General features: G+C 63.1%; 19 protein-coding genes. 12 read left to right on the forward strand and 7 right to left on the reverse strand.

Translation table 11 applies throughout. The features are described 5' to 3' along the window. Nucleotides 1–138: 138 nt before the first annotated feature. Both AC097A_RS18140 and AC097A_RS18145 read right to left on the reverse strand, forming a co-directional pair. The gene (locus AC097A_RS18140) at nucleotides 139–261 is read right to left on the reverse strand and encodes an ESPR-type extended signal peptide-containing protein (protein WP_479621918.1); all 123 of its coding nucleotides are present in this window, start codon (nucleotides 259–261) and stop codon (nucleotides 139–141) included. Continuing rightward, entirely contained in the window at nucleotides 258–1,142 is an 885-nt protein-coding gene (locus AC097A_RS18145) for a PoNe immunity protein domain-containing protein (RefSeq protein ID WP_479621919.1), read from the reverse strand. Before AC097A_RS18145 ends, AC097A_RS18140 begins: the two co-directional genes overlap by 4 nt. Nucleotides 1,143–1,536: 394 nt before the next feature. On the opposite strand from AC097A_RS18145, the gene AC097A_RS18150 reads away from it, so the two are divergent. Genes AC097A_RS18150 through AC097A_RS18160 form a run of 3 tightly spaced genes read left to right on the forward strand, consistent with a single transcriptional unit; the run spans nucleotide 1,537 to nucleotide 4,118 of the window. Further along, nucleotides 1,537–2,331 (forward strand): nucleotidyltransferase family protein, encoded by a 795-nt coding sequence (locus AC097A_RS18150; RefSeq protein WP_479621920.1) that lies wholly within the window; start codon nucleotides 1,537–1,539, stop codon nucleotides 2,329–2,331. Between the two features lie 4 nt (nucleotides 2,332–2,335). Then, on the forward strand, nucleotides 2,336–3,730 hold the full coding sequence (locus AC097A_RS18155) for an aminopeptidase P N-terminal domain-containing protein (protein WP_479621921.1): 1,395 nt from the start codon (nucleotides 2,336–2,338) through the stop codon (nucleotides 3,728–3,730). 1 nt (nucleotide 3,731) lies between these two features. After that, nucleotides 3,732–4,118 (forward strand): hypothetical protein, encoded by a 387-nt coding sequence (locus tag AC097A_RS18160; RefSeq protein WP_315494457.1) that lies wholly within the window; start codon nucleotides 3,732–3,734, stop codon nucleotides 4,116–4,118. A 3-nt stretch (nucleotides 4,119–4,121) separates the two neighbouring features. Here AC097A_RS18160 and ypfH read toward each other — a convergent pair whose 3' ends face one another. Both ypfH and AC097A_RS18170 read right to left on the reverse strand, forming a co-directional pair. Continuing rightward, complete coding sequence (ypfH, locus tag AC097A_RS18165) at nucleotides 4,122–4,808, reverse strand: esterase (RefSeq protein WP_479621922.1); 687 nt, start codon at nucleotides 4,806–4,808, stop codon at nucleotides 4,122–4,124. Further along, entirely contained in the window at nucleotides 4,801–6,006 is a 1,206-nt protein-coding gene (locus AC097A_RS18170) for a multidrug effflux MFS transporter (RefSeq protein ID WP_479621923.1), read from the reverse strand. The genes ypfH and AC097A_RS18170 overlap by 8 nt, the downstream gene beginning before the upstream one ends. Nucleotides 6,007–6,140: 134 nt before the next feature. Between AC097A_RS18170 and AC097A_RS18175 the strand changes: the two genes are divergently transcribed. The 6 genes from AC097A_RS18175 (at nucleotide 6,141) to AC097A_RS18200 (ending at nucleotide 13,205) form a co-directional block, all read left to right on the forward strand. Further along, a complete protein-coding gene (locus tag AC097A_RS18175) occupies nucleotides 6,141–7,340 on the forward strand; it encodes an NAD(P)/FAD-dependent oxidoreductase (RefSeq protein ID WP_479621924.1) in 1,200 nt (399 codons plus the stop codon). Between the two features lie 137 nt (nucleotides 7,341–7,477). Further along, nucleotides 7,478–9,838: an NADP-dependent malic enzyme gene (locus AC097A_RS18180; RefSeq protein ID WP_479621925.1), complete on the forward strand. Its 2,361-nt coding sequence runs from the start codon at nucleotides 7,478–7,480 to the stop codon at nucleotides 9,836–9,838. Between the two features lie 247 nt (nucleotides 9,839–10,085). Continuing rightward, nucleotides 10,086–10,382 (forward strand): guanyl-specific ribonuclease, encoded by a 297-nt coding sequence (locus AC097A_RS18185; protein WP_479622046.1) that lies wholly within the window; start codon nucleotides 10,086–10,088, stop codon nucleotides 10,380–10,382. A gap of 34 nt (nucleotides 10,383–10,416) precedes the next feature. After that, a complete protein-coding gene (locus tag AC097A_RS18190) occupies nucleotides 10,417–10,818 on the forward strand; it encodes a barstar family protein (RefSeq protein ID WP_094481228.1) in 402 nt (133 codons plus the stop codon). Then, a complete protein-coding gene (locus tag AC097A_RS18195; RefSeq protein ID WP_146097301.1) occupies nucleotides 10,797–11,015 on the forward strand; it encodes a hypothetical protein in 219 nt (72 codons plus the stop codon). Before AC097A_RS18190 ends, AC097A_RS18195 begins: the two co-directional genes overlap by 22 nt. A 117-nt stretch (nucleotides 11,016–11,132) precedes the next feature. Next, nucleotides 11,133–13,205 (forward strand): PAS domain-containing sensor histidine kinase, encoded by a 2,073-nt coding sequence (locus tag AC097A_RS18200; RefSeq protein ID WP_479621926.1) that lies wholly within the window; start codon nucleotides 11,133–11,135, stop codon nucleotides 13,203–13,205. Nucleotides 13,206–13,223: 18 nt separating this feature from the next. Here AC097A_RS18200 and rsmA read toward each other — a convergent pair whose 3' ends face one another. The 3 genes from rsmA to AC097A_RS18215 all read right to left on the reverse strand — a co-directional run bounded on the left by rsmA (nucleotide 13,224) and on the right by AC097A_RS18215 (nucleotide 17,849). Further along, on the reverse strand, nucleotides 13,224–14,033 hold the full coding sequence (rsmA, locus tag AC097A_RS18205; RefSeq protein WP_479621927.1) for a 16S rRNA (adenine(1518)-N(6)/adenine(1519)-N(6))-dimethyltransferase RsmA: 810 nt from the start codon (nucleotides 14,031–14,033) through the stop codon (nucleotides 13,224–13,226). A gap of 94 nt (nucleotides 14,034–14,127) precedes the next feature. Next, entirely contained in the window at nucleotides 14,128–15,435 is a 1,308-nt protein-coding gene (locus AC097A_RS18210) for a peptidylprolyl isomerase (protein WP_479621928.1), read from the reverse strand. A 5-nt stretch (nucleotides 15,436–15,440) separates the two neighbouring features. Beyond that, nucleotides 15,441–17,849, reverse strand: a complete 2,409-nt coding sequence (locus AC097A_RS18215) for an LPS-assembly protein LptD (RefSeq protein WP_479621929.1) — start codon at nucleotides 17,847–17,849, stop codon at nucleotides 15,441–15,443. A gap of 103 nt (nucleotides 17,850–17,952) precedes the next feature. Between AC097A_RS18215 and AC097A_RS18220 the strand changes: the two genes are divergently transcribed. From AC097A_RS18220 to AC097A_RS18230, 3 genes are all read left to right on the forward strand, one after another. Then, the gene (locus tag AC097A_RS18220) at nucleotides 17,953–19,107 is read left to right on the forward strand and encodes an aminoglycoside phosphotransferase family protein (RefSeq protein ID WP_479621930.1); all 1,155 of its coding nucleotides are present in this window, start codon (nucleotides 17,953–17,955) and stop codon (nucleotides 19,105–19,107) included. 80 nt (nucleotides 19,108–19,187) lie between these two features. Then, nucleotides 19,188–19,910 carry a 16S rRNA (uracil(1498)-N(3))-methyltransferase gene (locus AC097A_RS18225; RefSeq protein WP_479621931.1) on the forward strand — a complete coding sequence of 241 codons (723 nt, stop codon included), beginning with the start codon at nucleotides 19,188–19,190 and terminating at the stop codon, nucleotides 19,908–19,910. A 25-nt stretch (nucleotides 19,911–19,935) separates the two neighbouring features. Continuing rightward, nucleotides 19,936–21,105 carry an MFS transporter gene (locus AC097A_RS18230; RefSeq protein ID WP_315849092.1) on the forward strand — a complete coding sequence of 390 codons (1,170 nt, stop codon included), beginning with the start codon at nucleotides 19,936–19,938 and terminating at the stop codon, nucleotides 21,103–21,105. Nucleotides 21,106–21,107 lie beyond the last annotated feature (2 nt).

Below are 21,107 nucleotides of genomic sequence, written 5' to 3' on the forward strand. Positions count from 1 at the left end.
ACAGCGATGGTCTGGCGCTCTTGGTAGTCCAGCTGTTTGTATTCTTGCTTCAGTTTCATGAACACACCTTATTGAAGTTTCAATCGGTGTGTTGCACTTCACTTTTGAGCGGGCCGGTGATACAGGCCGATTTGATACCTAAATCTCAGTACAACGAGAACAGCGCGCAGATTGGGGGCGTGTGCTGCGGCTGGTTTCGGCCGCCGCCATCAAGCAACCTCGGGTGGGGTTGAAGATGAGGCGGTGGGCGCTGGGGTTCATCCGGGTTTCCTACCAAAGAGTCTGGCAAACAGTCCTTGCTTGGGTTCTTCCCGCAAAGGATGGGTGCTGGGGCCATTGGGTCGCAGCAGGTCGCCGGGGTAGTGTTCATGGCCAAGGCACAGGCTGTCATCGAGACCAAAAGCTTTTGCCGCCGCAACCGCCTCAATGCACCAGCGGCCAAAGTAGCTGCCCATTTCCAAGGGGTGTTTCTCGGGGTCACCGTAGATGTACCAGAAGGGCTCTACCGTGGGCGCTTTTTTGTTTTTCGGCGCGGGGCGCCTGAGTTCAGCGTACCAATGCTCCACAAAGTCGCGCAGCAGCGCCGCTTGCTGATCTTTGGGCGCATCTATGGCCCTGAGCAGGCGGGCATAGGGTTTTGCATGCAGCAAAGATGTGCCGATTTTTCGTACTGGTGCGCGACTGGCAATCACTCGGTCAAGCAACACGTCCTCGCCCTCGCCACCTATCAGTGCCAGCAGACGCTGCCATTGGTCGTTGGGGATTTCCAATGACAGCGCCAAACCCACCAGCCAGAAGCACCAGTTGTAGTGGTTCAGGTTGGAGAGCGAGAAGCCCCAGTCGCGGCAGGTTTGCAACTTGTGTTCCTTGCAGACCTCATCGCTCAGGCGGTTGGAGAGTTCCCAGGCATCTAGCAGGCCGGGGAAGTGCTGGGATAGGTCACGGATGGGGGCACCGGAGGAGTAGATGCGCAATATCAATCGGGAGAAATCCGATACCAAATTGAATACGTACTGCGGTTCATATACTGGATTTTTCGAGGGCACATTCAGTACTTTTGCCATCGCATCGAGCAGCCAAACTTCATCTTTTTGAATCCGCGTAGACCAGTAATCTCTATCGCCCATTGAAGCACGGATCATTTGCGTGCTCCTGATAGTTTCAAGTTTGAAATGATGATTTGCGATTCATTGATAGGCTTGGGCTTACCCATGGCATCTAGTATTTCAACAGCGGTTGAACCATCAGGTCTAACGGTTACGGGTAATGAATAGCGGGTGACTGGTCCGACATGGGTGGGGCTTGTTGATTTGTTGCACCCACCAACGAACGGAGGACTGCTCTAATTGCCTTGGACTGTAGTCGGCAATAGTCCGTTTGGGTATCCCCCGAAAGAGTGAATTTGGGCATCCCATTGCCCCTGAATTTCCAAAATTTTCACGAAGCAAAATGCCGTGCGCGATTTGCCTTGCTTTGTACACAATCAACAAGGCGTCGCAAGGTTGCTAGCGCATCGCTCAGCTATGCTCAGCGCCCATGTCCACCCTCTCCCCCGCCATCGTGCTGGCCGCCGGCCGCGGCGAGCGCATGCGCCCGCTGACCGACACCTGCCCCAAACCCCTGCTGCAAGTGCAGGGCAAACCGCTGATGCAGTACCACCTGGAGGCGCTGGCCCTCGGGGGTTTTGACCGGGCCGTGGTGAACACCGCCTGGCTGGGCGAGCAGATCGAGGCCCGGTTTGGGCATCAAATTGGCATGCAGCCCTCGTCCATACTGCGCGAGCAGCTATTAAAAACAGAGCGCCCCTCTGACTCTTTGGCCTTGCACTACTCGCACGAAGGGCGCGACTTTGGCGGCGCACTGGAGACTGCAGGCGGCATTGCGCGTGCGCTGCCGCAGTTGGCGCCCGTGTTCTGGTCCATGGCCGGCGATGTGTATGCGCCCGACTTTGTGTTCACCCGGGCCGCGGTGGACCGCTTTGCTGCCAGCGGCAAGCTGGCCCACCTGTGGCTGGTGCCCAACCCGGCGCACCACCGCAAGGGCGACTTTGGCCTGGAGCAGGCAGACGCACAGGGCGTGGGCCTGTGCACCGACCCACCGGCGGACAGCACCGCGCCGCGCTACACCTACAGCACCTTCGCGCTGTTCCGCCACGCCCTGTTTGCCGCGCCCTGGTGCGACATCCCCGCCGGTAACCCGCAAGGTATCAAGGCGCCGCTGGCGCCGCTGCTGCGCAAAGCCATGGCGCAAGCACAGGTGAGCGCCGAGATTTACACTGGCCGCTGGACCGATGTCGGCACGCCCGAGCGGCTGGCAGAACTCAACACCTGACACCATGACACACCCACTGACTGCAGACTACGCCGCCCGCCGCGCCACGCTGGCCGCCCGCATTGGCAAACACGGCGTGGCCGTGTTGCCCACCGCCCCCGAGCAGCAGCGCAACCGCGACAGCGACTTCCTGTTCCGCTTTGACAGTTATTTCCACTACCTGAGCGGTTTTGCCGAACCCAAGGCCTGGCTGGTTATCACCGGGGATGGCAAGACCACGTTGTTTTGCCAGCCCAAAGACCTGGAGCGCGAGATCTGGGACGGCTTTCGCGTCGGCCCCGATGCCGCGCCGGAACTGTTGGGTGTGGACGCCGCCTACTCGGTGGACGAGCTGGACCAGCGCATGCCCGCGCTGCTGGATGGCGCCGACGCGGTCTGGTACCCGTTTGCCACGCACAAGGGCCTGGAAACCCGGGTGGACGGCTGGCTCAGCGGCTTGCGCGCCCGCGTGCGCTTCGGTGCGCTGACGCCCGAGCAGACGCGCGACCTCTGCGGCCCGCTGGACGAAATGCGCCTGATCAAGGATGCCTACGAGCAGGACACCATGCGCCGCGCCGCGCAAATCAGCGCGGGCGCCCACATCCGCGCCATGCAGCTGTCCGCCCGCATGCTGCGCGAAGGCAAAGACGTGCGTGAGTACCACCTGGACGCCGAGCTGCTGCACGAATTCCGCCAGCAGGGTTCGCAGTACCCGGCCTATGGCTCCATCGTCGCCGCCGGTGCCAACGCCTGTGTGCTGCACTACCGGGCCGACGCGGGCGCCGTGCGCAATGGCGAGCTGGTGCTGATTGACGCGGGCTGCGAACTCGACGGTTATGCCAGCGACATCACGCGCACCTTCCCGGCCAACGGCAAGTACAGCGGCGCGCAGCGCGCGCTGTATGACCTGGTGCTGGCCTCACAAATTGCCGCGGTGAATGCGACCAAGGCCGGCGCCCGTTTTACCGACCCGCACGAGGCCACCGTGAAGGTGCTGGCGCAGGGCATGCTGGACCTGGGCCTGCTGGACAAAAACAAAGTGGGCAGCCTGGACGATGTGATCGAGAGCCGCGCCTACTTCCAGTTTTATATGCACCGCACCGGCCACTGGCTGGGCATGGATGTGCACGACTGCGGCAGCTACACCGAACCCAGTGAGCTGGGCCAGGGCAGTGTGCGCAAGGACGCACTGACGGGTGCAGAGATCGTGAACCGCCCGGCGCGCATTCTGCGCAGCGGCATGGTACTGACGATTGAACCCGGCATCTATGTGCGCCCGGCGGACGGTGTGCCGGAGCAGTTCCACAACATTGGCATCCGCATCGAAGACGACGCCATCGTCACCGACACCGGCTGCGAACTCATCAGCCGCGGTGTGCCGGTGGAGCCGGACGCGATTGAAGCACTGATGCGCGGCTGACATGGCGAGCCCTGCACGCATCACCAGCAAGGACAGCAGCCGCATTCCGCAGCGGGCGGCGCTGGCCTTGCGGCTGGAGCGGGGGCCGCTGACCGTGTCGCTGCGGCGCAATGCCGTCAAGGCCTTTGTGATTGCCAAGAGTCCGCACGTGGTGATTGGCGTGGTGCGTTGGGGCCAGGAGTACGGGCTGCTGGCGATCTCCCCCGCGGGCGACTACCTGCGCGTGAATGGCTCGTATGAAGAGCTGCTGGACACGCCCGAAGTGCGGGCCGCCATCGTGAAGGTGTTCATGAGCGGTGAGCTCCCCCCGGGCCGCTCCCGCGGAGACGGGCCACCCGTCTGGGGCATGGAGTTTCTGGACGGCGCTTTGCGCCAAACACCGCGCTGAGGGCTACTGCGCCGGGGTGTCTCCGGCTTCGGCAGCACGTTGCACCTCTTCCCAGTGGCGCTTGGGCAAATGGCCCAGCAGGCGCTCCATCACAGTGTCCACCACCGCATCATTGATCTCGTGACCCAGGAACGGGATCACGTCCGCGGTCACGTCGGCCCCCAGACTGATCAGGTGCTCGGCACCGGTCACGGTGTAACCGTAGTGGATAACAGCATCGCTCTTGCCGTGCACCAGGTGGAGGGTGGTGTGCGGATGGGGCGCCTGCGGCAGCGCCGCAAAACGGCCCGACAGAGCCACCACACGACCGGCCAAGTGCTGGGGCAATTGTGTAGCCTCCAGGGACATGATGGCGCCCTGCGAAAACCCGATCAACGCGGTGGCCTCGGGCCCCACACCACTTTGGCGTTGCCAGTCGTGCACCATGGCCACAAAGGCGGGCATGGCCTCGGCCACGCGCGCGGGCCGGTCTTCTTCGGTGATGCCGCGCACCGAGAACCATTGGTAACCCTGGCCCAGGTCCGACGCATGCGGCGCTTGCACACTGACCACCAAGGCGTCGGGAAACGCCTGCGCCAGGCGCTGCCCCAAGGGCACCAGCCCTTGCGGGGTAGCGCCCACGCCATGTTGCAACAGCATGAGCTGCTTAGCCGGGCCTGTGGGCCGTTGAACGACGATAGCGTCAGACATAGGCTTTCTCCTCCAAACGCTGGGCGTGGCCCAAGGTCAGCCGCGCCAGCACCAGGGCTACGACGGCCGAACCCGCAATGCCGGCCACCATGGGACGTGCACTGCCGTCCACAAACAGACCGGTCAACGCCATGACCACGGCACCGGTGACAAACTGCAGCGTGCCCATCAGGGCCGAGGCCGTGCCGGCGATGGAGCCATGCTCCTCCAGCGCCAGCACCGCCGTGGTGGGCACCACCAGGCCCAAAAAGCCATAACCCACAAACAGCACACCAATCATCACGTCCAGGCGATCCACACCGGCCAGGTTGATGGCCAGCAGCAGGGTCATCATGGCGGCGTAACCCACCACCGCAAACTTGACCAGGCGCACCAGGCCAAAACGCGCACTGAGCTTGCCGGTGAACTGGGAAATGCCGATGAACGAGGCCGCATTGGCCGCAAACGCCAGGCTGTACTGGCGCGGTGTCAGGCCGTAGTGGTCAATCAGCACAAAGGACGAGTTGGCCAGGTAGGCAAAGAAGCTGGAGATGCCGAAGGCGCCGATGAACACCAACCCCAAAAAGTGCTTGTCGCGCAGCAACACGCCATACGCGGCCAGGGCGCTGCCCACGCTGCTATTGACGCGCTCCTCGGCGGGACGGGTCTCGGGCAGGCTGGTGGCCAGCAACACTATGCCCAACACCGCGGCCACCGTCACCGCCCAAAACACGCTGCGCCAGCCCACAATTTCGATCAACACGCTGCCCGCCAGCGGCGCCAGAATGGGCGACACGCTGAACACCAGCATCAGCAGCGACATCAGACGGGCAGCATCGTGGCCGGTGTGCAGATCACGCACCACGGCACGCGGCACCACCATGCCGGCACAAGCACCCAGCCCCTGGATAAAGCGCAGCACCACCAGGGTTTCAATGTCGGGTGCCAAAGCACAACCCACACTGGCCACGGCAAACAACACCAGGCCAAAGTACAGCGGCGGCTTGCGGCCCACCATGTCGGACACCGGACCGTAGATGATCTGGCCAATCCCCAAGGCGATGAAAAAAGCCATCAGGCTGGCCTGCACCGCCCCCATGGAGGCACCCAGGTTCTGCCCAATGGAGGGCAGGGCGGGAAGGTACATGTCGATAGCGAACGGACCGATGGCCGATAACAGGCCGAGCACCAGTGCGGTGCCAAAAAACGAAGATTTCATGGCTCGGAGAATACCCTTCACCCTCCAACCTGTGGGGGCATGGGGATACTTGGGCGTTCGCACAAGAACGTCCGTGTAGCGCGCTTGAGGCTTGGGCTTTAATACGGGATTGAGCCATTCACCGCAAAGCCCCCATGACTGACATCTCTCCCTCCACCGCCCCTCTCCTCATCATTGGTGCAGGCCTGGCCGGTTGGACCACCGTGCGCGAGTTTCGCAAGCTGGACACCAGCACCCCCGTGGTGCTGGTCACCGCCGACAGCGGGGACTTTTATGCCAAACCCACGCTGTCCAACGCCTATGCGCAAAAACGCACACCGGCGCAGCTGGTTACCACGCCGGCCGCCAAGATGGCCGAGACGCTGAACGTCACGCTCCTGGCGCACCACCACGTGCAATCCCTGGACACCGCGGCACACAACGCAGTGGTGACGCACAACGCCCAGACGCAGACCCTGCACTACAGCCGCCTGGTGCTGGCCACGGGCGCCCAGCCCATCCGCATTCCCGTGGGCGGCACGGCGGCAGACCAGGTCAAGTCCATCAACAACCTGGACGACTTTGGCGCCTTCCACCAGGCCCTGGGTCTGGACCCCAGTGCCGCGGAACCCGCAGCGCCCAAGACCGTGCTCATCATGGGTGCGGGCCTGATTGGCTGTGAGTTTGCCAACGACCTGGTGCTCGCTGGCGCCACCGTGCATGTGGTGGACCCGTCTCCTCGCCCGCTGGCATTGCTGCTACCCGCAGAGGCTGGAGAGCAATTGCAGGCGGCCTTGCAAGCGCTGGGTGTGGTCTGGCACTTGGAGACCACAGTGACCGCGGTAGACAGCGCAGACGGTGGCCTACGGGTCCAACTGGCCGACGGCAACAGCGTCGCAGCAGACCTGGTGCTTAGCGCTGTTGGCCTGCGTGCCGACACCACGCTGGCCGCAGCAGCAGGCCTGGTCTGCGAGCGCGGCATTGTGGTGGACGACACGCTGCAAACCTCTGCCCCCGACGTCTACGCCCTGGGGGATTGCGCGCAGTACGCATCGGCCGGGCAACGCACCCTGCCTTATGTAATGCCCATCATGAACGCTGCCCGGGCCTTGGCGGCCACGTTGGCGGGCACGCCCACAGCGCTGGTGTTTCCGCTGATGCCCGTGAGCATCAAGACCCCGGCGCTGCCCATCGTGGTGGCTGCCGCGCACCCGGCGCTGGCAGGCACCTGGAAGGCCGGCGATGGTGAAGGCATTTGGCAGTTCACCGACGGCGACGGCGCCCAACGCGGTTTTGTGCTGACCGGCAAAAGCACAGCCCGCCGCATGGAGCAAAGCAAGGCCACCCAGCCCTGAATAACCCCATTCTTTATTCGCATAAAGTTCGCCCGCTCTGCGGCAAAGCTTTAGAGAGCCAGGTCTACAATCCACCACCCATGACCGCACCGAGGGGTCTGCAACTGTGTCAGAACCCCTCGCCCAGAGGACCCTCAATGCCCCAGCAACCTGCACCCCTCGTTCCGCACCCACCGGTGTCCAACTCGGCCGAAAAAAAGGCCCAGCTGCGCCAGGCAGCGCTGGAGTACCACGAGTTCCCCACCCCCGGCAAAGTGGCCATCTGCGCGACCAAGCAGCTGATCAACCAGCATGATTTGGCGCTGGCCTACTCGCCCGGCGTGGCAGCGCCCTGCGAAGAAATCGTCAAGGACCCCAACAACGCCTTCAAGTACACCAGCCGCGGCAACCTGGTAGCCGTCATTACCAACGGCACCGCGGTGCTGGGCCTGGGTGACATCGGCCCGCTGGCTTCCAAGCCGGTGATGGAGGGCAAGGGCGTGCTGTTCAAGAAGTTCGCCGGCATTGATGTGTTTGACATCGAAATCGACGAAAAAAACGACCTCGACAAGCTGGTCGACATCATCGCGTCCCTGGAGCCTACCTTCGGTGGTATCAACCTCGAAGACATCAAGGCGCCCGACTGCTTCTACGTGGAGCGCAAGCTGCGCGAGCGCATGAAGATCCCGGTGTTCCACGACGACCAGCATGGCACCGCCATCTGCGTGGGCGCCGCCATCTTGAATGGTCTGAAGATCGCCGGCAAAGATCCTAAAAAGGTGAAGCTGGTGACCTCCGGCGCCGGTGCCGCCGCGCTGGCCTGCCTGGGTCTGCTGGTCAAGCTGGGCATTCCGCGTGAAAACATCTATGTGACCGACTTGGCAGGTGTGGTTTACGCAGGCCGCACCGAGCTGATGGACGAGGACAAAATCCAGTTCGCCCAGAAAACCGATGCACGCACGCTGCGCGAAGTGATGGTGGGTGCAGATATCTTCTTGGGCCTGTCCGCCGGTGGCGTGCTCAAGCAGGACATGGTCAAGTCCATGGCGGACAAGCCGCTGATCTTCGCGCTGGCCAACCCCACGCCCGAAATCCTGCCGGAAGAAGTGAAAGCGGTACGCGACGACGCCATCATGGCCACCGGCCGCACCGACTACCCCAACCAGGTCAACAACGTCCTGTGTTTCCCCTATATCTTCCGCGGTGCGTTGGATGCGGGCGCCTCCACCATCACGCTGGAAATGGAAATTGCCGCGGTGCACGCGATTGCCGAACTGGCCCAGGCCGAACAAAGCGAAGTGGTGGCCGCGGCCTACGTGGGTGAACAACTGGCCTTTGGCCCCGAGTACCTGATCCCCAAGCCGTTTGACCCGCGCCTGATGATGAAGATCGCGCCGGCCGTGGCCCAGGCCGCCGCCGACAGCGGTGTGGCCCTGCGCCCCATCACCGACATGGACGCCTACCGCGAGCGGCTGCAAAGTTTTGTCTACGCCTCTGGCACCACCATGAAGCCCATCTTCACGGCCGCCAAGAAAGCGCTCAAAAAGCGTGTGGCCTACGCCGAAGGTGAAGACGAACGCGTGCTGCGCGCCGCCCAGATCGTGGTGGACGAAGGCTTGGCACTGCCCACCTTGATCGGCCGCCCCAAGGTGATTGCCGAGCGGGTCGAGAAATTTGGCCTGCGCCTGAAAGAAGGCGTGGACTACAACGTGGTCAACGTGGAACAGGACCACCGCTACCGCGACTTCTGGCAGACCTACCACCGCATGACCGAACGCAAGGGCATCACGGTGCAGGTCGCCAAGATCGAGATGCGCCGCCGCCTAACCCTGATTGGCTCCATGCTGCTGCACAAGGGTGATGTGGATGGCCTGATCTGCGGCACCTGGGGCACCACGGCCCTGCACCTGCACTACATCGACCAGGTGATTGGCAAGCGCCATGGCGGCAGCCCCAGCACCCCGCAAGACGTGCAGATCTACGCCTGCATGAACGGCTTGATGCTGCCGGGCCGCCAGGTCTTCCTGGTGGACACCCACGTCAATTACGACCCCACAGCCGAAGAATTGTGCGAAATCACGGTGATGGCGGCCGAAGAAATGATGCGTTTTGGCTTTAAGCCCAAGGCAGCACTGCTATCCCACTCCAACTTTGGCAGCAGCAACGAACCCAGCGCCATCAAGATGCGCAAGACCCTGGCCTTGCTGCAACAACAAGCGCCGTGGCTGGAAGTGGACGGTGAAATGCACGGCGACGTGGCACTGGACGGCGCAGCCCGCAAGGCCCTGATGCCCAACAGCACCCTGCAAGGGGACGCCAATCTGCTGGTACTGCCCAACATCGACGCCGCCAATATTGCCTACAACCTGCTCAAAACCGCAGCCGGTGGCAACATCGCCATTGGCCCGGTGCTGCTGGGTGCGGCCAAGCCAGTGCATGTGCTGACCGCGAGCACCACGGTGCGCCGCATTGTGAATATGACAGCGTTGACAGTGGCGGACGCCAACGCCACCCGCTGAAGCTTTTCCTTACAGTTAGCGCCAACTTAGGGCGCTAAAAACCCTGCAGGCCTTGCTTATTTCTTGAGCAAGGCCTTGCTTTTTTGTGCCGGATACGCGACACTACGCGCTTGCTTTTTCGGGTTTACCCGCAGTAGACACACAAGGATTCAGGGTGCGCAAGGGTGTTTCCAAGTTAGTACTCACTGGCTTGTTTTTGAGTGCGGCACTTGTTGTCGGCTCCCTCTCTGCCAAAGATACGCGGCCGTTGCCGCCCGGTACCGATGTTGCACTGGGTAGTCTGCCAGTCCAAGCCCAAACCACCTACGCGCTGGTCCGGCAAGGCGGCCCCTTCCCCTACGCCAAAGACGGCGTGGTCTTCGGTAACCGGGAGCGCTTGCTGCCTCTGAACACCCGTGGTTATTACCGCGAGTACACCGTCAAAACCCCGGGGGCCCAAACCCGCGGCGCACGCCGATTGGTGTGCGGTGGCCCGGCCACGGTACCGGATGCCTGTTACTACACGGCCGATCACTATGCGAGTTTTCGCAAGATCGTGCCTTGAATTGAATTTTGTACTTTGAGAAAGAGAATCGGGGATGGATATGCCACTTCGAACTGTCAGAACGAATATCGTTCAATCGATCCGCGCCTTCCGGGTGTCGGATCTGCAGGAAGCCGCACAAGGCTTGGGACACCACTTTCTGTACGCCAACCTGGCCAATGCCCAGACCAAACAGGATGTGCTGGACATGATCGGCCAACAGTTCATGCTGCCCACCACGGTCAGCAAGAACTTTGACGCGCTCTACGACAGCATGACCGACCCGGTACACAAGTCGGGCCCACAGCCTGGTTTTATCGCCGTGCTGGAGCACATTCCTGCAAACGTGAAGTTTGACAAGGAAGCGCGCGAGCAACTGCTGGACATCTTCCGCGACACCGCCGACTACTGGGGAGACCGGAAGATACCGTTCCGATGCTTCTATTCTTTTCTGTAGCCCGTTCTGCACACACCAGCCAAGCAGAACGGGCGAACGAGGCAAGCAGCGAAGCTGCACCCACCGAAGTGGTGGGCGTGGAGTTGGGCGTCGAAGCCGGCGAAAAAATGCCGACCGACAAATTGTTGGACGTCTCTCCCCTGGCGCTGCGCATGAGCAGCCCCTTCAACGCTGGGTACTGGCTGGCTGCAGCCTAAGCACCTAGCGTCCCCCGCGCGGAGCCAGTTTGGTTCCGCAGAAAAGCCTGTCCCTGTGACAGGCTTTTCTGTTTTTAGCGCTGTACTATTGCGCCAAACACATAGACACTCGTTGGCATGGGCATCCTGGCAAGGTTTCTCCCCAAGGCGCTCAGGCGCCGGATTCTGAACGCACTTTCGGACGGAGAGGACACCTTCTCGCGGGTCTTCAACACCAGCGCCGACTGGATTGTCATCACCCGCCTGAGCGACAGCACCATCGCCGAGGCCAACTCCGGTTTTGAGACCATCAGCGGCTACCGACGCGAAGAAGTCCTGGGGCGGCGCATGCTGGACTTCAATGTGTGGGCCCACCCCGAACAGCGGGTCGCCCTGGTCGCAGAAATGATGCGTGCCGGGTCGGTTCGCAACCACCTGGTGACCCTGCGCCGACGTGATGGCGCGCTGCGGGACTGTGTGGTCAACTGCGCCCTGATCGCACTGGACGGGCCGGAACACTCACACGCCGTCTGGATTGCCCGCGACGTGACCGAACACAACATCGTGCACGAGCAGTTCAAGGCCGCGTTCCAGCTCACACCGGATTTCATGTCCATTTCCCGCGTGACTGACGGACGTTATGTAGAAGTAAACGCAGCCTTTGAGCGCATCACCGGCATCGCACGGGCAGAGGCGCTAGGCAAAACATCCACCGAGCTGCGCATCTGGGCCGAACCGGAGAAACGCCCCAGCCTGATTACACTGCTGGAAACAGAGGGCGCCGTGAACGACTTCCCCATGGCCCTGAACGCTAAGGGCCAGGTACGCGAGGCACTGCTCAATGCTGTGGTCTTCGAGTCGCGCGGCGAACGTTACATCATTGCCCTGCTGCGCGATGTGACCGACGAACGCAAGGCCGCCCGCGCTCTGCAGGAAAGCGAATCCCGCTTTGTGCGCCTGTTCGACCAATCCCCGCTGCCCATGTGTTATTCCAGCGACGAAAACCAATACCAGACCACCCAGTGGAACCTGGCCTGGTTCGATGCTTTTGGTTTTGACCCGGTGGAAGACCAGGGCAAATCGGGCCTGACGCTGAATGTGTGGGTGGACCCCGAGGAACGCACGCGCCTGCTGCGCATGACGGCGGAGGGCACCGCCTTCACCGACGTGGAGGTGCAAATGCGCCGCCGCAACGGGGAGTTGCGCTGGATCTCGCTGTCGACCCGGCTGTTTGACGAAATGAACCGCACCATGGTGCTGTTCACCTACTTTGACATCACCGAGCGCAAGCACGCCCAGGAGGGCATTCTGGAGCTCAATGCCCAGTTGGAGGCCCGTGTTGCGCGGCGCACCGCGGAACTGCAGGGTGCCAATGCGGAGCTCTCACAGGCCCTGTCTACGCTGCAAATTGCACAGGACCAACTGGTGCAGAGCGAGAAACTGGCCGCGCTGGGCTCCCTGGTGGCCGGTGTGGCCCACGAGCTCAACACCCCAATCGGCAATGGCCTGACGGTGGCCAGCACGCTGGAGCACCGCATCGAGAGTTTTCAGGGCTTGGTCCACAGCGGGCTGCGCAAGTCCGACCTGCAAACCCTGCTGACCGACATGCAACTGGCTTCCGAAATCCTGGTGCGCAACTTGGGACGGGCTGCGGCCTTGGTAGCCAGTTTCAAGCAGGTGGCGGTGGACCAGACCAGCTCACAACGGCGCAAGTTTGACCTGGGCGCGGTGGTCGCAGAAATCCTGGTCACCCTGAACCCTGCGCTGCGCAAGACGGCGTGCAACGTTCACACACACATCGAGGAGGGACTGACCATGGACAGCTACCCCGGCCCGCTGGGTCAAGTGTTGACCAACTTGATCAACAACGCGGTGCTGCACGGTTTTGAGCCCGGCGAAGAAGGCAAGGTGGAAGTACAAGCCTGGGCGCCGGATGGCAAACAGGTGGTGATTGAGGTGCGGGACAGTGGCCGCGGCATCGTGCCCGAGAATCTGCACCGCGTGTTTGACCCCTTCTTCACCACCCGGCTGGGCCAGGGTGGCTCGGGGCTGGGCCTGCACATCGTGCACAACCTGGTGCACAGCGTGTTGGGTGGGCGTATTGAAGTCCACAGCCGCCTTGGCGCGGGTGCAAGCTTCAGCATCACCCTGCCCATGACGGCGCCGGAGCGTGTTGAGGGCGCCACCGCCATGCCCATCAGCGACGGCTGACGCGCACCACCGGGTCTGTCAGGCGACAGGGTGCAACTGCTGAACCAGGTCCAGGTAGTCCTGCACCGGCACCTCTTGGGCACGGCGCTGCACATCGAAGGTCCCCGCAAAGCCTTTTTCCTCCAACCAGCGGCCCAGGGTGTGGCGCAACAGCTTGCGGCGCTGGCTGAACGCCACCTGCACCATCTCGGAAAAGAGCTTCTGGTCAATCGCCGGTGGCTGCGCCAATGGCACCATGCGCACCACCGCACTGTCCACCCGCGGCGGTGGATCGAAGCTCTCCGGCGGCACAAACAGCACGTCTTCCATGGCGTAACGCCATTGCAGCATCACGCTCAGGCGGCTGAAATCCGAAGAATCTGCCGGTGCGACCATGCGGTCAATCACCTCCTTTTGCAGCATGAAGTGCTGGTCTTCGATGCAGTCCACATGGTCCAGCAGGTGGAACAGGATGGGGGTGGAGATGTTGTACGGCAGATTGCCCACCACGCGCAGCTTGGGCCGGGCCGTGATCTCAGAATTTGCTATCGTTTTAGTAGCTGCTTGCGCAATATCTATAAGGCTAAAGTCCACATTGAGCACATCAGACTCAATGACCGTCAGTTGGTCGTGGCTACGCAGGCGTTTGGCCAGGTCGCGGTCTAGCTCGATCACCGTGAGGTGGCCCAGGCGTTCCACCAGCGGCTGGGTCAGCGCCGCCAAGCCGGGACCAATCTCCACCATGGGCTGGCCCGGCTGTGGATGGATGGCATCCACGATGGCATCGATGATGCCGCGGTCAGACAGGAAGTGCTGTCCAAAGCGTTTGCGGGCGATGTGTTTGGTCATAGCCATCCTGGCTTGAGTGCTGCCGGGCCGCCACAAGGCGCGAAGCCCCCCCCGGGGGGCAGCGAACGACACGAAGTGCGGAGCGTGGGGGCCATCATTGGGGTGGTTCGCGCATTTCCACGTAGGCGCGGCCACGCACGTCTTGCGCCCAGTTGCGGTAGGCCTCGTCATAACGACTGCGGCGCAACTGGTTGCGCACCGACTCGCGCACCTGCTGCGGGCTCAGCTCTGCGCGACGGCGTTCCGTGAGCTGGATCAGGTGCACACCAAAACGCGACACAACGGGCTGGCTGATTTCGTTTTCCTTGAGTCCGTTCATGGCCTCTTCAAACTCCGGCACAAACATGCCTGGGTTGGCCCAGCCCAAGTCACCACCCTGCTCGGCCGAGGTGTCTTGCGACAAGCTGCGCGCTGCCGAGGCAAAGTCGGTCTTGCCGCTCACAATGCGCTGGCGGGCATCGGCCAGCTTGGCAACGGCCTGGGCCTGCGATAGCTGGGGGCTGCTACGCAGCAGGATGTGACGCGCACGGCTCTGGACCACGGTTTGCACCAGGCGTGTGGGCGCGCGTTTCTCAATCACCTTGAGAATGTGAAACCCTGCACCGGAGCGCACGATCTCGGACACCTCACCGACCTTCAGGGCCTGGGTCGCCTCGACAAACAAAAGTGGGTAACGGTCGGCTCGGCGCAGGCCCAGCTGCCCTCCGTTGTTGCGGTCAGCCGCCGAGGCCTCTTTCACCAAGCGGTCAAAGTCTTCACCGGCACGGATGCGGTCCAGCAGTCGCTTGGCTTGCACAAAGATGGCTGCGGCCTGCTCGGCGGAGGCTTTCTCGGGCACGGCCACCAGGATCTGGGCCAGGTTGATGTCGAAGGTCAGCGGGTCGGTGTTGGCCGCCTGCTGGGCTTGCATGGCGCGCTCCACATCCACGTCGGACACCTTGATGGTGGACTCCACATCACGCTCATGCAAGCGGTTCAGCGTCAGTTGGTCACGCAGCCCACTGCGGAAGGTGGCAACACTCACGCCGTCTTTGGCCAGGCGCTGGTGCAGGCCGGCAACGTCCACCTCATTTTGGGTGGCCACGGCTTGCTCGGCACGGTCAATGGCAGGGGCATCAATACGGATGCCGGTCTCACGGGCCAGCTGCAGCTGGGCGCGGTCGCTGATCATGCGCTCCAGCACCAGACGGCGCAGCTCGGCAGCCGGGGGCGTTGCCTGGCCCTGCTGCGCGATTTGTTGCGCGACACGTTGGATTTCACGCTCCAGCTCCTGGTGCGTGATGGGCTCGGAATTCACCAGCGCCACGATGTAATCCAGCGACTGGCTGGTTTGCGCGTGTAACGATGGCAGCGCCAGACCGCAGACACAGGCAAGGGCCGCGGCCCACATGCGTAATTTCATGGTTCTCAATCGTAGTTACTGAAGCGGCTGTTGGAGCCGCCGGCGTCACGCAAGTTCTGGTAGCGTGAGATATTGGATTTCAGGCTCTGCAGCGGGCTCACACCCAGGCGGGTGAAACCCACAAACTCCAGCTCAAATTTGATGCTCTCGGTGGCCGAGGAGGTACTGGTCTGCACCCGGCCCACCACCACCCGCGCCAGCCAGCAGCCAGCATCGTACTCGACGCCCAAAAGCGTGTCGACCAGCCGGCGTTCGTTCATGCTGTAGTTCATGCGTCCCACAGCGTAGTAGCGGCCTTCGCCCTGGCCGCGGCCTGCACCCAGGTCCTGGCCGCGGTCGCCCCAGAGATCGTTGAGGGGCCACTGCCAGCTCACATCCACCTGTTCACTCACGTCGCGCTGGAAACGGTAGGCCGCATTCAGCACCCGGTAGCTGCTCGGGCTGTAACGTGCTCCGACGGTGGAGCGCACCGATCTGTCGGTACGCGCGTTGTACTGCACCGTCGAGTCCAGCGCCCAGCGCTCATTCAGATTCACACCGGCCCCCAAAAGCACATCACTAAAGCCCGCACGGGCCGGTTCTGTGGTGGGGGTGAGGGTCACCAGCTGGTCTTCAAACCGGAACCGTTGCGCGATGCCAAAACGCGCCAACTGCGCGCCCGTGCTGGCGTCCAGGAACCGTGTCGTCAGCCCGAAGGTGAGCAGGTTGTTGTCCGAAATTTTGTCGTGCCCGCCATAGGCGTTCTCGGTGAAGATGGTGGCAAAGTTGAAGTCGTTGGCGCCGGTGTCGTAATTGGGCAGTAGGCTCTGGTTGCGGTAGGGGGTGCGCACATAAAACAGGCGTGGCTCCAGGGTCTGCACCATGTTTTGGCCCCAGTAGCTGGTGTCGCGCTCAAACACCAGACCCGCATCCAGGCTGAAGGTGGGCACGGTGCTGTCGGCCGAGCGGGTGCCGTCGGCCAACATGGCATCAAACTGGTAGGCCGCGGTGTGCAGCTGCAGCTTGGGCACCACAAAACCGGCCGAACCCAGCCAGGGGTAGCTGACCTGCGCCAGACCATAGACACGCTGGGCATTGGGTTGCAGCGTGAGCGTGCGGTCTGCCTCAAACTGGGTGAAATCTCCTTGCAAAGACCAATCGAATCCATGGTCATTGGTCTGCGTGTAAGTAGCCACCAGCTGGGGCACGCGGTCGTAGGGCGGAACAATCGGAGCCGTAGGGTCCTGCAAGGTCTGCCACTTCAGCACGCTGGCACTCAGGCTGTAGGGGCCCTGCGACCAGCTCACGGACCCATTGCTGGGCAAAAGGCGCTGTGTCAACGTGCCGTTGGAGGAGCTGGTGAAATCGCGCCAGTAGTTGTCGTCACTCACCCGGTTCACATTCAGCAGGTAGCTCACCTGGCCGACCTCGGGCCAGCCGGTGTCCACCGTGCCAGTCTGGTTGATCGATGCACCCCAACGGTCGGCACTGCGCAGCTTGTCGCTGGGCATGTAATTGGCGCGCAACACGCCCGAGTAAGTGGGTTCGAGGTAACGGAATTCGCCGCCCAGATCGACGCCCCGCGCCGTCATCAGCGTGGGCGTGATGGTCGCGTCGCGGTTGGGGGCAATGTTCCAGTAATACGGCACGCTGAGCTGCGTTCCGTTCACGCTGTCCGCGCCAATGGTGGGCGGCAGCACGCCGGATTTGCGTTTGTCGCTCAGCGGAAAACTGATCGCCGGCACCGGCAGGATGGGCACGTCCTTGAAGCTCAGGTAGCCCCCGTGGGCAATGCCCACGTCCTCACCACTGTCAAACTCGATGTTCGCCGCCTTCAGCACCCAATCGGGCATCCAGCCCGGGCCGGGCTTGCGCCGGCAGGTGGTGTAGGTGGCGTTGTGGACCACGGTGGTGTTGGCGTCCACAAAGTCGGCACGGCTGGCCTCGCCATGGGCATCGCCCTGCAGAAACTGGTAACGCGGCTCCACAAAAAAGCCCTCAAAGGTCTCCACCTGGAGCTCCAACAGCGGGCCTTCAAACACATTACCGCCGCGGTTGATGCGCACATTGCCGCTGGCCTTGGCGCGGTCGGTGGCCGCGTTGTACTCCAGCCGGTCCGCCTTGATAACGGTGCCGGGCTTGCGCAATTCCGCCTGGCCTTCCACCACCGTCTCCAGGTCCGGGCGGCCCGAGATGCGTTCACCCATCAAGAAGGTCGGCGCCTCGTTGCGCTGGGCCGGCGACAAGGACTCTACGAGCTTGGGGCTTGCGGTCAGGCGGGAGGGCTCTGCCTCGGGGCCCTCTGCGGCGGGCGACTCCTGCTGGGCCTGCGCCGCCATCTGCACGCACGCCAGGGCCACCAGGACAACCAGGCGGGTCAGCGGGGGCAGGCAGGGAAGCGGCCTGCAAGGCAGGTCGCGCGGAGAAAAACGCATGGGGCGGAGCGCAGGGTCGGTCGGCAAATCGGTTCAAAGAAACAGCCCGTCAAGGACAGGTGCCCGCAGGCGCCGCCAAGGGGCTTTGTAGAATGGATTATCCATGAGCCCAAGCACCGCCCTTCCCCCGAACGCCCCCGCCGCACCCGCCACCGACATCCATTGGGCCGACCCGCAGCGCCAAGCCCTGTTTGCCACCTGGTTTGACCAGGTGCAGGCCACCCACCAGCTCGATCCCAGCACCCTGGGCCTGGCCTCGGCCGATGCCAGCTTTCGCCGTTATTTCCGGGTGCAGGGCCCCAGCGGCACGCGGGTCATCATGGACGCGCCACCCGACAAGGAAAACTGCCAGCCCTTTGTGGACATCGCCAAACTTTTGGCACAAGCAGGTTTGCGCGCGCCCGAGATACTGGCCTGGGACCAGCCCCATGGCTTCATGCTGCTGAGCGATCTGGGCACGCTGACCATGATGCAGCTGATGGACGCCCGCGGCGACCTGAACCCCACCTTCAGCGCCACCGGCCAGGCACTCAGCGCCCCGCCGCTGGACCTCTACCTAGGCGCGGTGGACACGCTGGTGCAGTGGCAACTGGCCTCCCAACCCAACGTGCTGCCCCCCTACGACTACGCGCTGCTGCTGCGCGAGCTGGAGCTGTTCCCCCAGTGGTACGTCGCCAGACACCGCCAAGTTACGCTCGATGCGGCCCAGCGCAAAGTGCTGGACGACACCTTTGCGCTGCTGATTGAAAACAACCTGTCCTGGCCCAGCGTCTATGTGCACCGCGACTTCATGCCACGCAACCTGATGGTGCCCCTGGACGGCCTGCCGCCCAAGCTGGGTGCCACCACGCTGGGTGTGCTGGACTTCCAGGACGCCGTCTACGGCCCCATCACCTACGACATCGCCAGCTTGATGCGCGACGCCTTCCTGAGCTGGGACGAAAGTTTTTGCCTGGACGTGACCATCCGCTACTGGGAAAAGGCCCGCAAGGCCGGCCTGCCCGTGGGCGACGACTTTGGCGAGTTCTACCGTGGCGTGGAGTGGATGGGCCTGCAGCGCCACCTCAAGATTGCTGGCATCTTTGCCCGCCTGACGCTGCGCGACGGCAAACCCAAGTACCTGGCCGACACGCCGCGTTTTATCGACTACATCCGCAGCACCTGCGGCCGCTACATGCAGCTCAAGCCGCTGCTGCGCCTGGTGGAGAACATCGAGGGCATCGAAATGCCCACGGCCTTCGCCTTTGGTCGTTCATAACGCAGTTTTTAAGCAAAATCGGCCTCTAGCCCACGTAGATATTGCGCAAACAGCTCCTAATTTAATAGCAAAATAGCCCCATGCCCCGCTTCTACTGCCCCACGCCGCTGGTGACTGACGCCCTGCTGGAGCTGCCCGCCGGTGCGGCGCGCCATGTGCAGGTGCTGCGGCTGCAGCCGGGCGATGCCATCACGCTGTTCAACGGCGAAAGCACCGAAGAGTTTGACGCCACTGTCACCCGCATGGGCCGCAGCGACGTGCAGGTGCAGGTGGGCACCCCGCACGCCACGGCACGCGAGCCGGCCCGCCGCGTGCACCTGGCCGTGGGCATGCCCGCCAACGACCGCATGGACTGGCTGGTGGAAAAAGCCACCGAACTCGGCGTGGCCAGTATCCAGCCGCTGATGACCGAGCGCAGCGTGCTGCGCCTCAGTGGTGAGCGTGCGGAGAAAAAAGTGGTGCACTGGCAAAGCGTGGCCATCTCCGCCTGCGAGCAGTGTGGCGGCAACCGCGTGCCCACGGTGCACCCGGTGCTCACGCTGGCGCAGTGGCTCAAGACCCTGCCCACCACCGATGATTCCCAGCGCCTGCTGCTGTCGTTGCGCGAAGGCAGCGTGGCATTACATGCCAAGACGCCCACGCAAGAGGCCATGTTCCTTTCGGGCCCCGAAGGGGGCCTGGGCCCCGCCGAAGAAGACCTGGCGCTGGCCCAGGGTTTTGCTCCGGTCTCGCTGGGCCCGCGCGTGCTGCGCGCAGAAACCGCGGCACTGGCCGCACTCACCACCCTGGCACTGCTGCCCTAATCCACCACGCCTTCGGGCGCCCCCCATGAACCGCAACCTCTGGCTGCTGGCCCTGTGCCAGGGACTGTTCCTTACCAACAACGTCACCTTCATCGCCATCAACGGCCTGGTGGGGTTGGCCCTCGCGCCGTATGGCTGGATGGCGACACTGCCCGTGATGGGGTATGTGGTGGGCGGGGCGCTGGCCACTCCGTTGGTAGCGCAGACCCAGGCGCGTTATGGGCGGCGTATCTCCTTCCAGATTGGACTGGCGGTGGCCGTGGTCTCTGCGCTGCTGGGTGCCTGGGCCGTGGCCGAGAAACAGTTTTGGTGGCTGGTGGCCGCCACCGTGGTGGCGGGTTATTACAGCGCCAACGGCCAGCTCTACCGCTTTGCAGCCGCCGAACTGGCGCTGCCCGCGTTCCGCGAAAAAGCGGTGTCGCTGGTGCTGGCGGGCGGTTTGATCGGCGCCGTAGCCGGGCCCAACCTGGCGGCCCGCACGCGCACGCTGCTGGAGGTGCCGTTTGCCGGCGCCTACGTGGTGCTGGCCGGTGTGGCGCTGCTGGCCATGCTGCTCATGGCGTTTGTGCAGTTTCCGGCGCACCAGCCGCCTACCGCCCAGACGGTGCGGGGCCGCCCGCTGTGGGAAATAACACGCCAGCCGGCCTTTATGGTGGCCTGTATCAGTGCCGCGCTGGGGTATGGCGTCATGAACCTGCTGATGGCAGCCACGCCACTGGCCATGCAGCAATGTGGTCTGGGTTTTGACGATGCAGCTTTTGTGCTGGAGTGGCATGTGATCGGCATGTTTGCACCGGGCTTTTTCACCGGCCACCTGATCAAACGTTTCGGTACCCTCACCATCATGGGGGTGGGCGTGTTGCTGAACCTGCTGTGTATTGCAGTGGCGCTCACCGGTGTGGAGCTGCACCAGTTCACCATCGCGCTGTTCCTGCTGGGGGTGGGCTGGAACTTCCTGTTCACCGGCAGCACCACGCTGTCTCTGGCGGCGTACCGACCCGAGGAAAAAGACCGGGCCCAGGCGGCCATCAACTTTGCTGTGTTTGCGGTGATGGCGCTGAGCTCGCTGGCGTCGGGTGCGCTGGTGGTGACCAGCGGCTGGACCTGGCTCAACCTGGGCTCGTTGCCCCTGGTGCTGCTGACCGGCGCGGCCTTGCTGTGGCTGGCTTTGCACCAGCGCCGCACCGCCGCCTAAGG

This window comes from Rhodoferax sp. XS2R6, assembly GCF_056521365.1.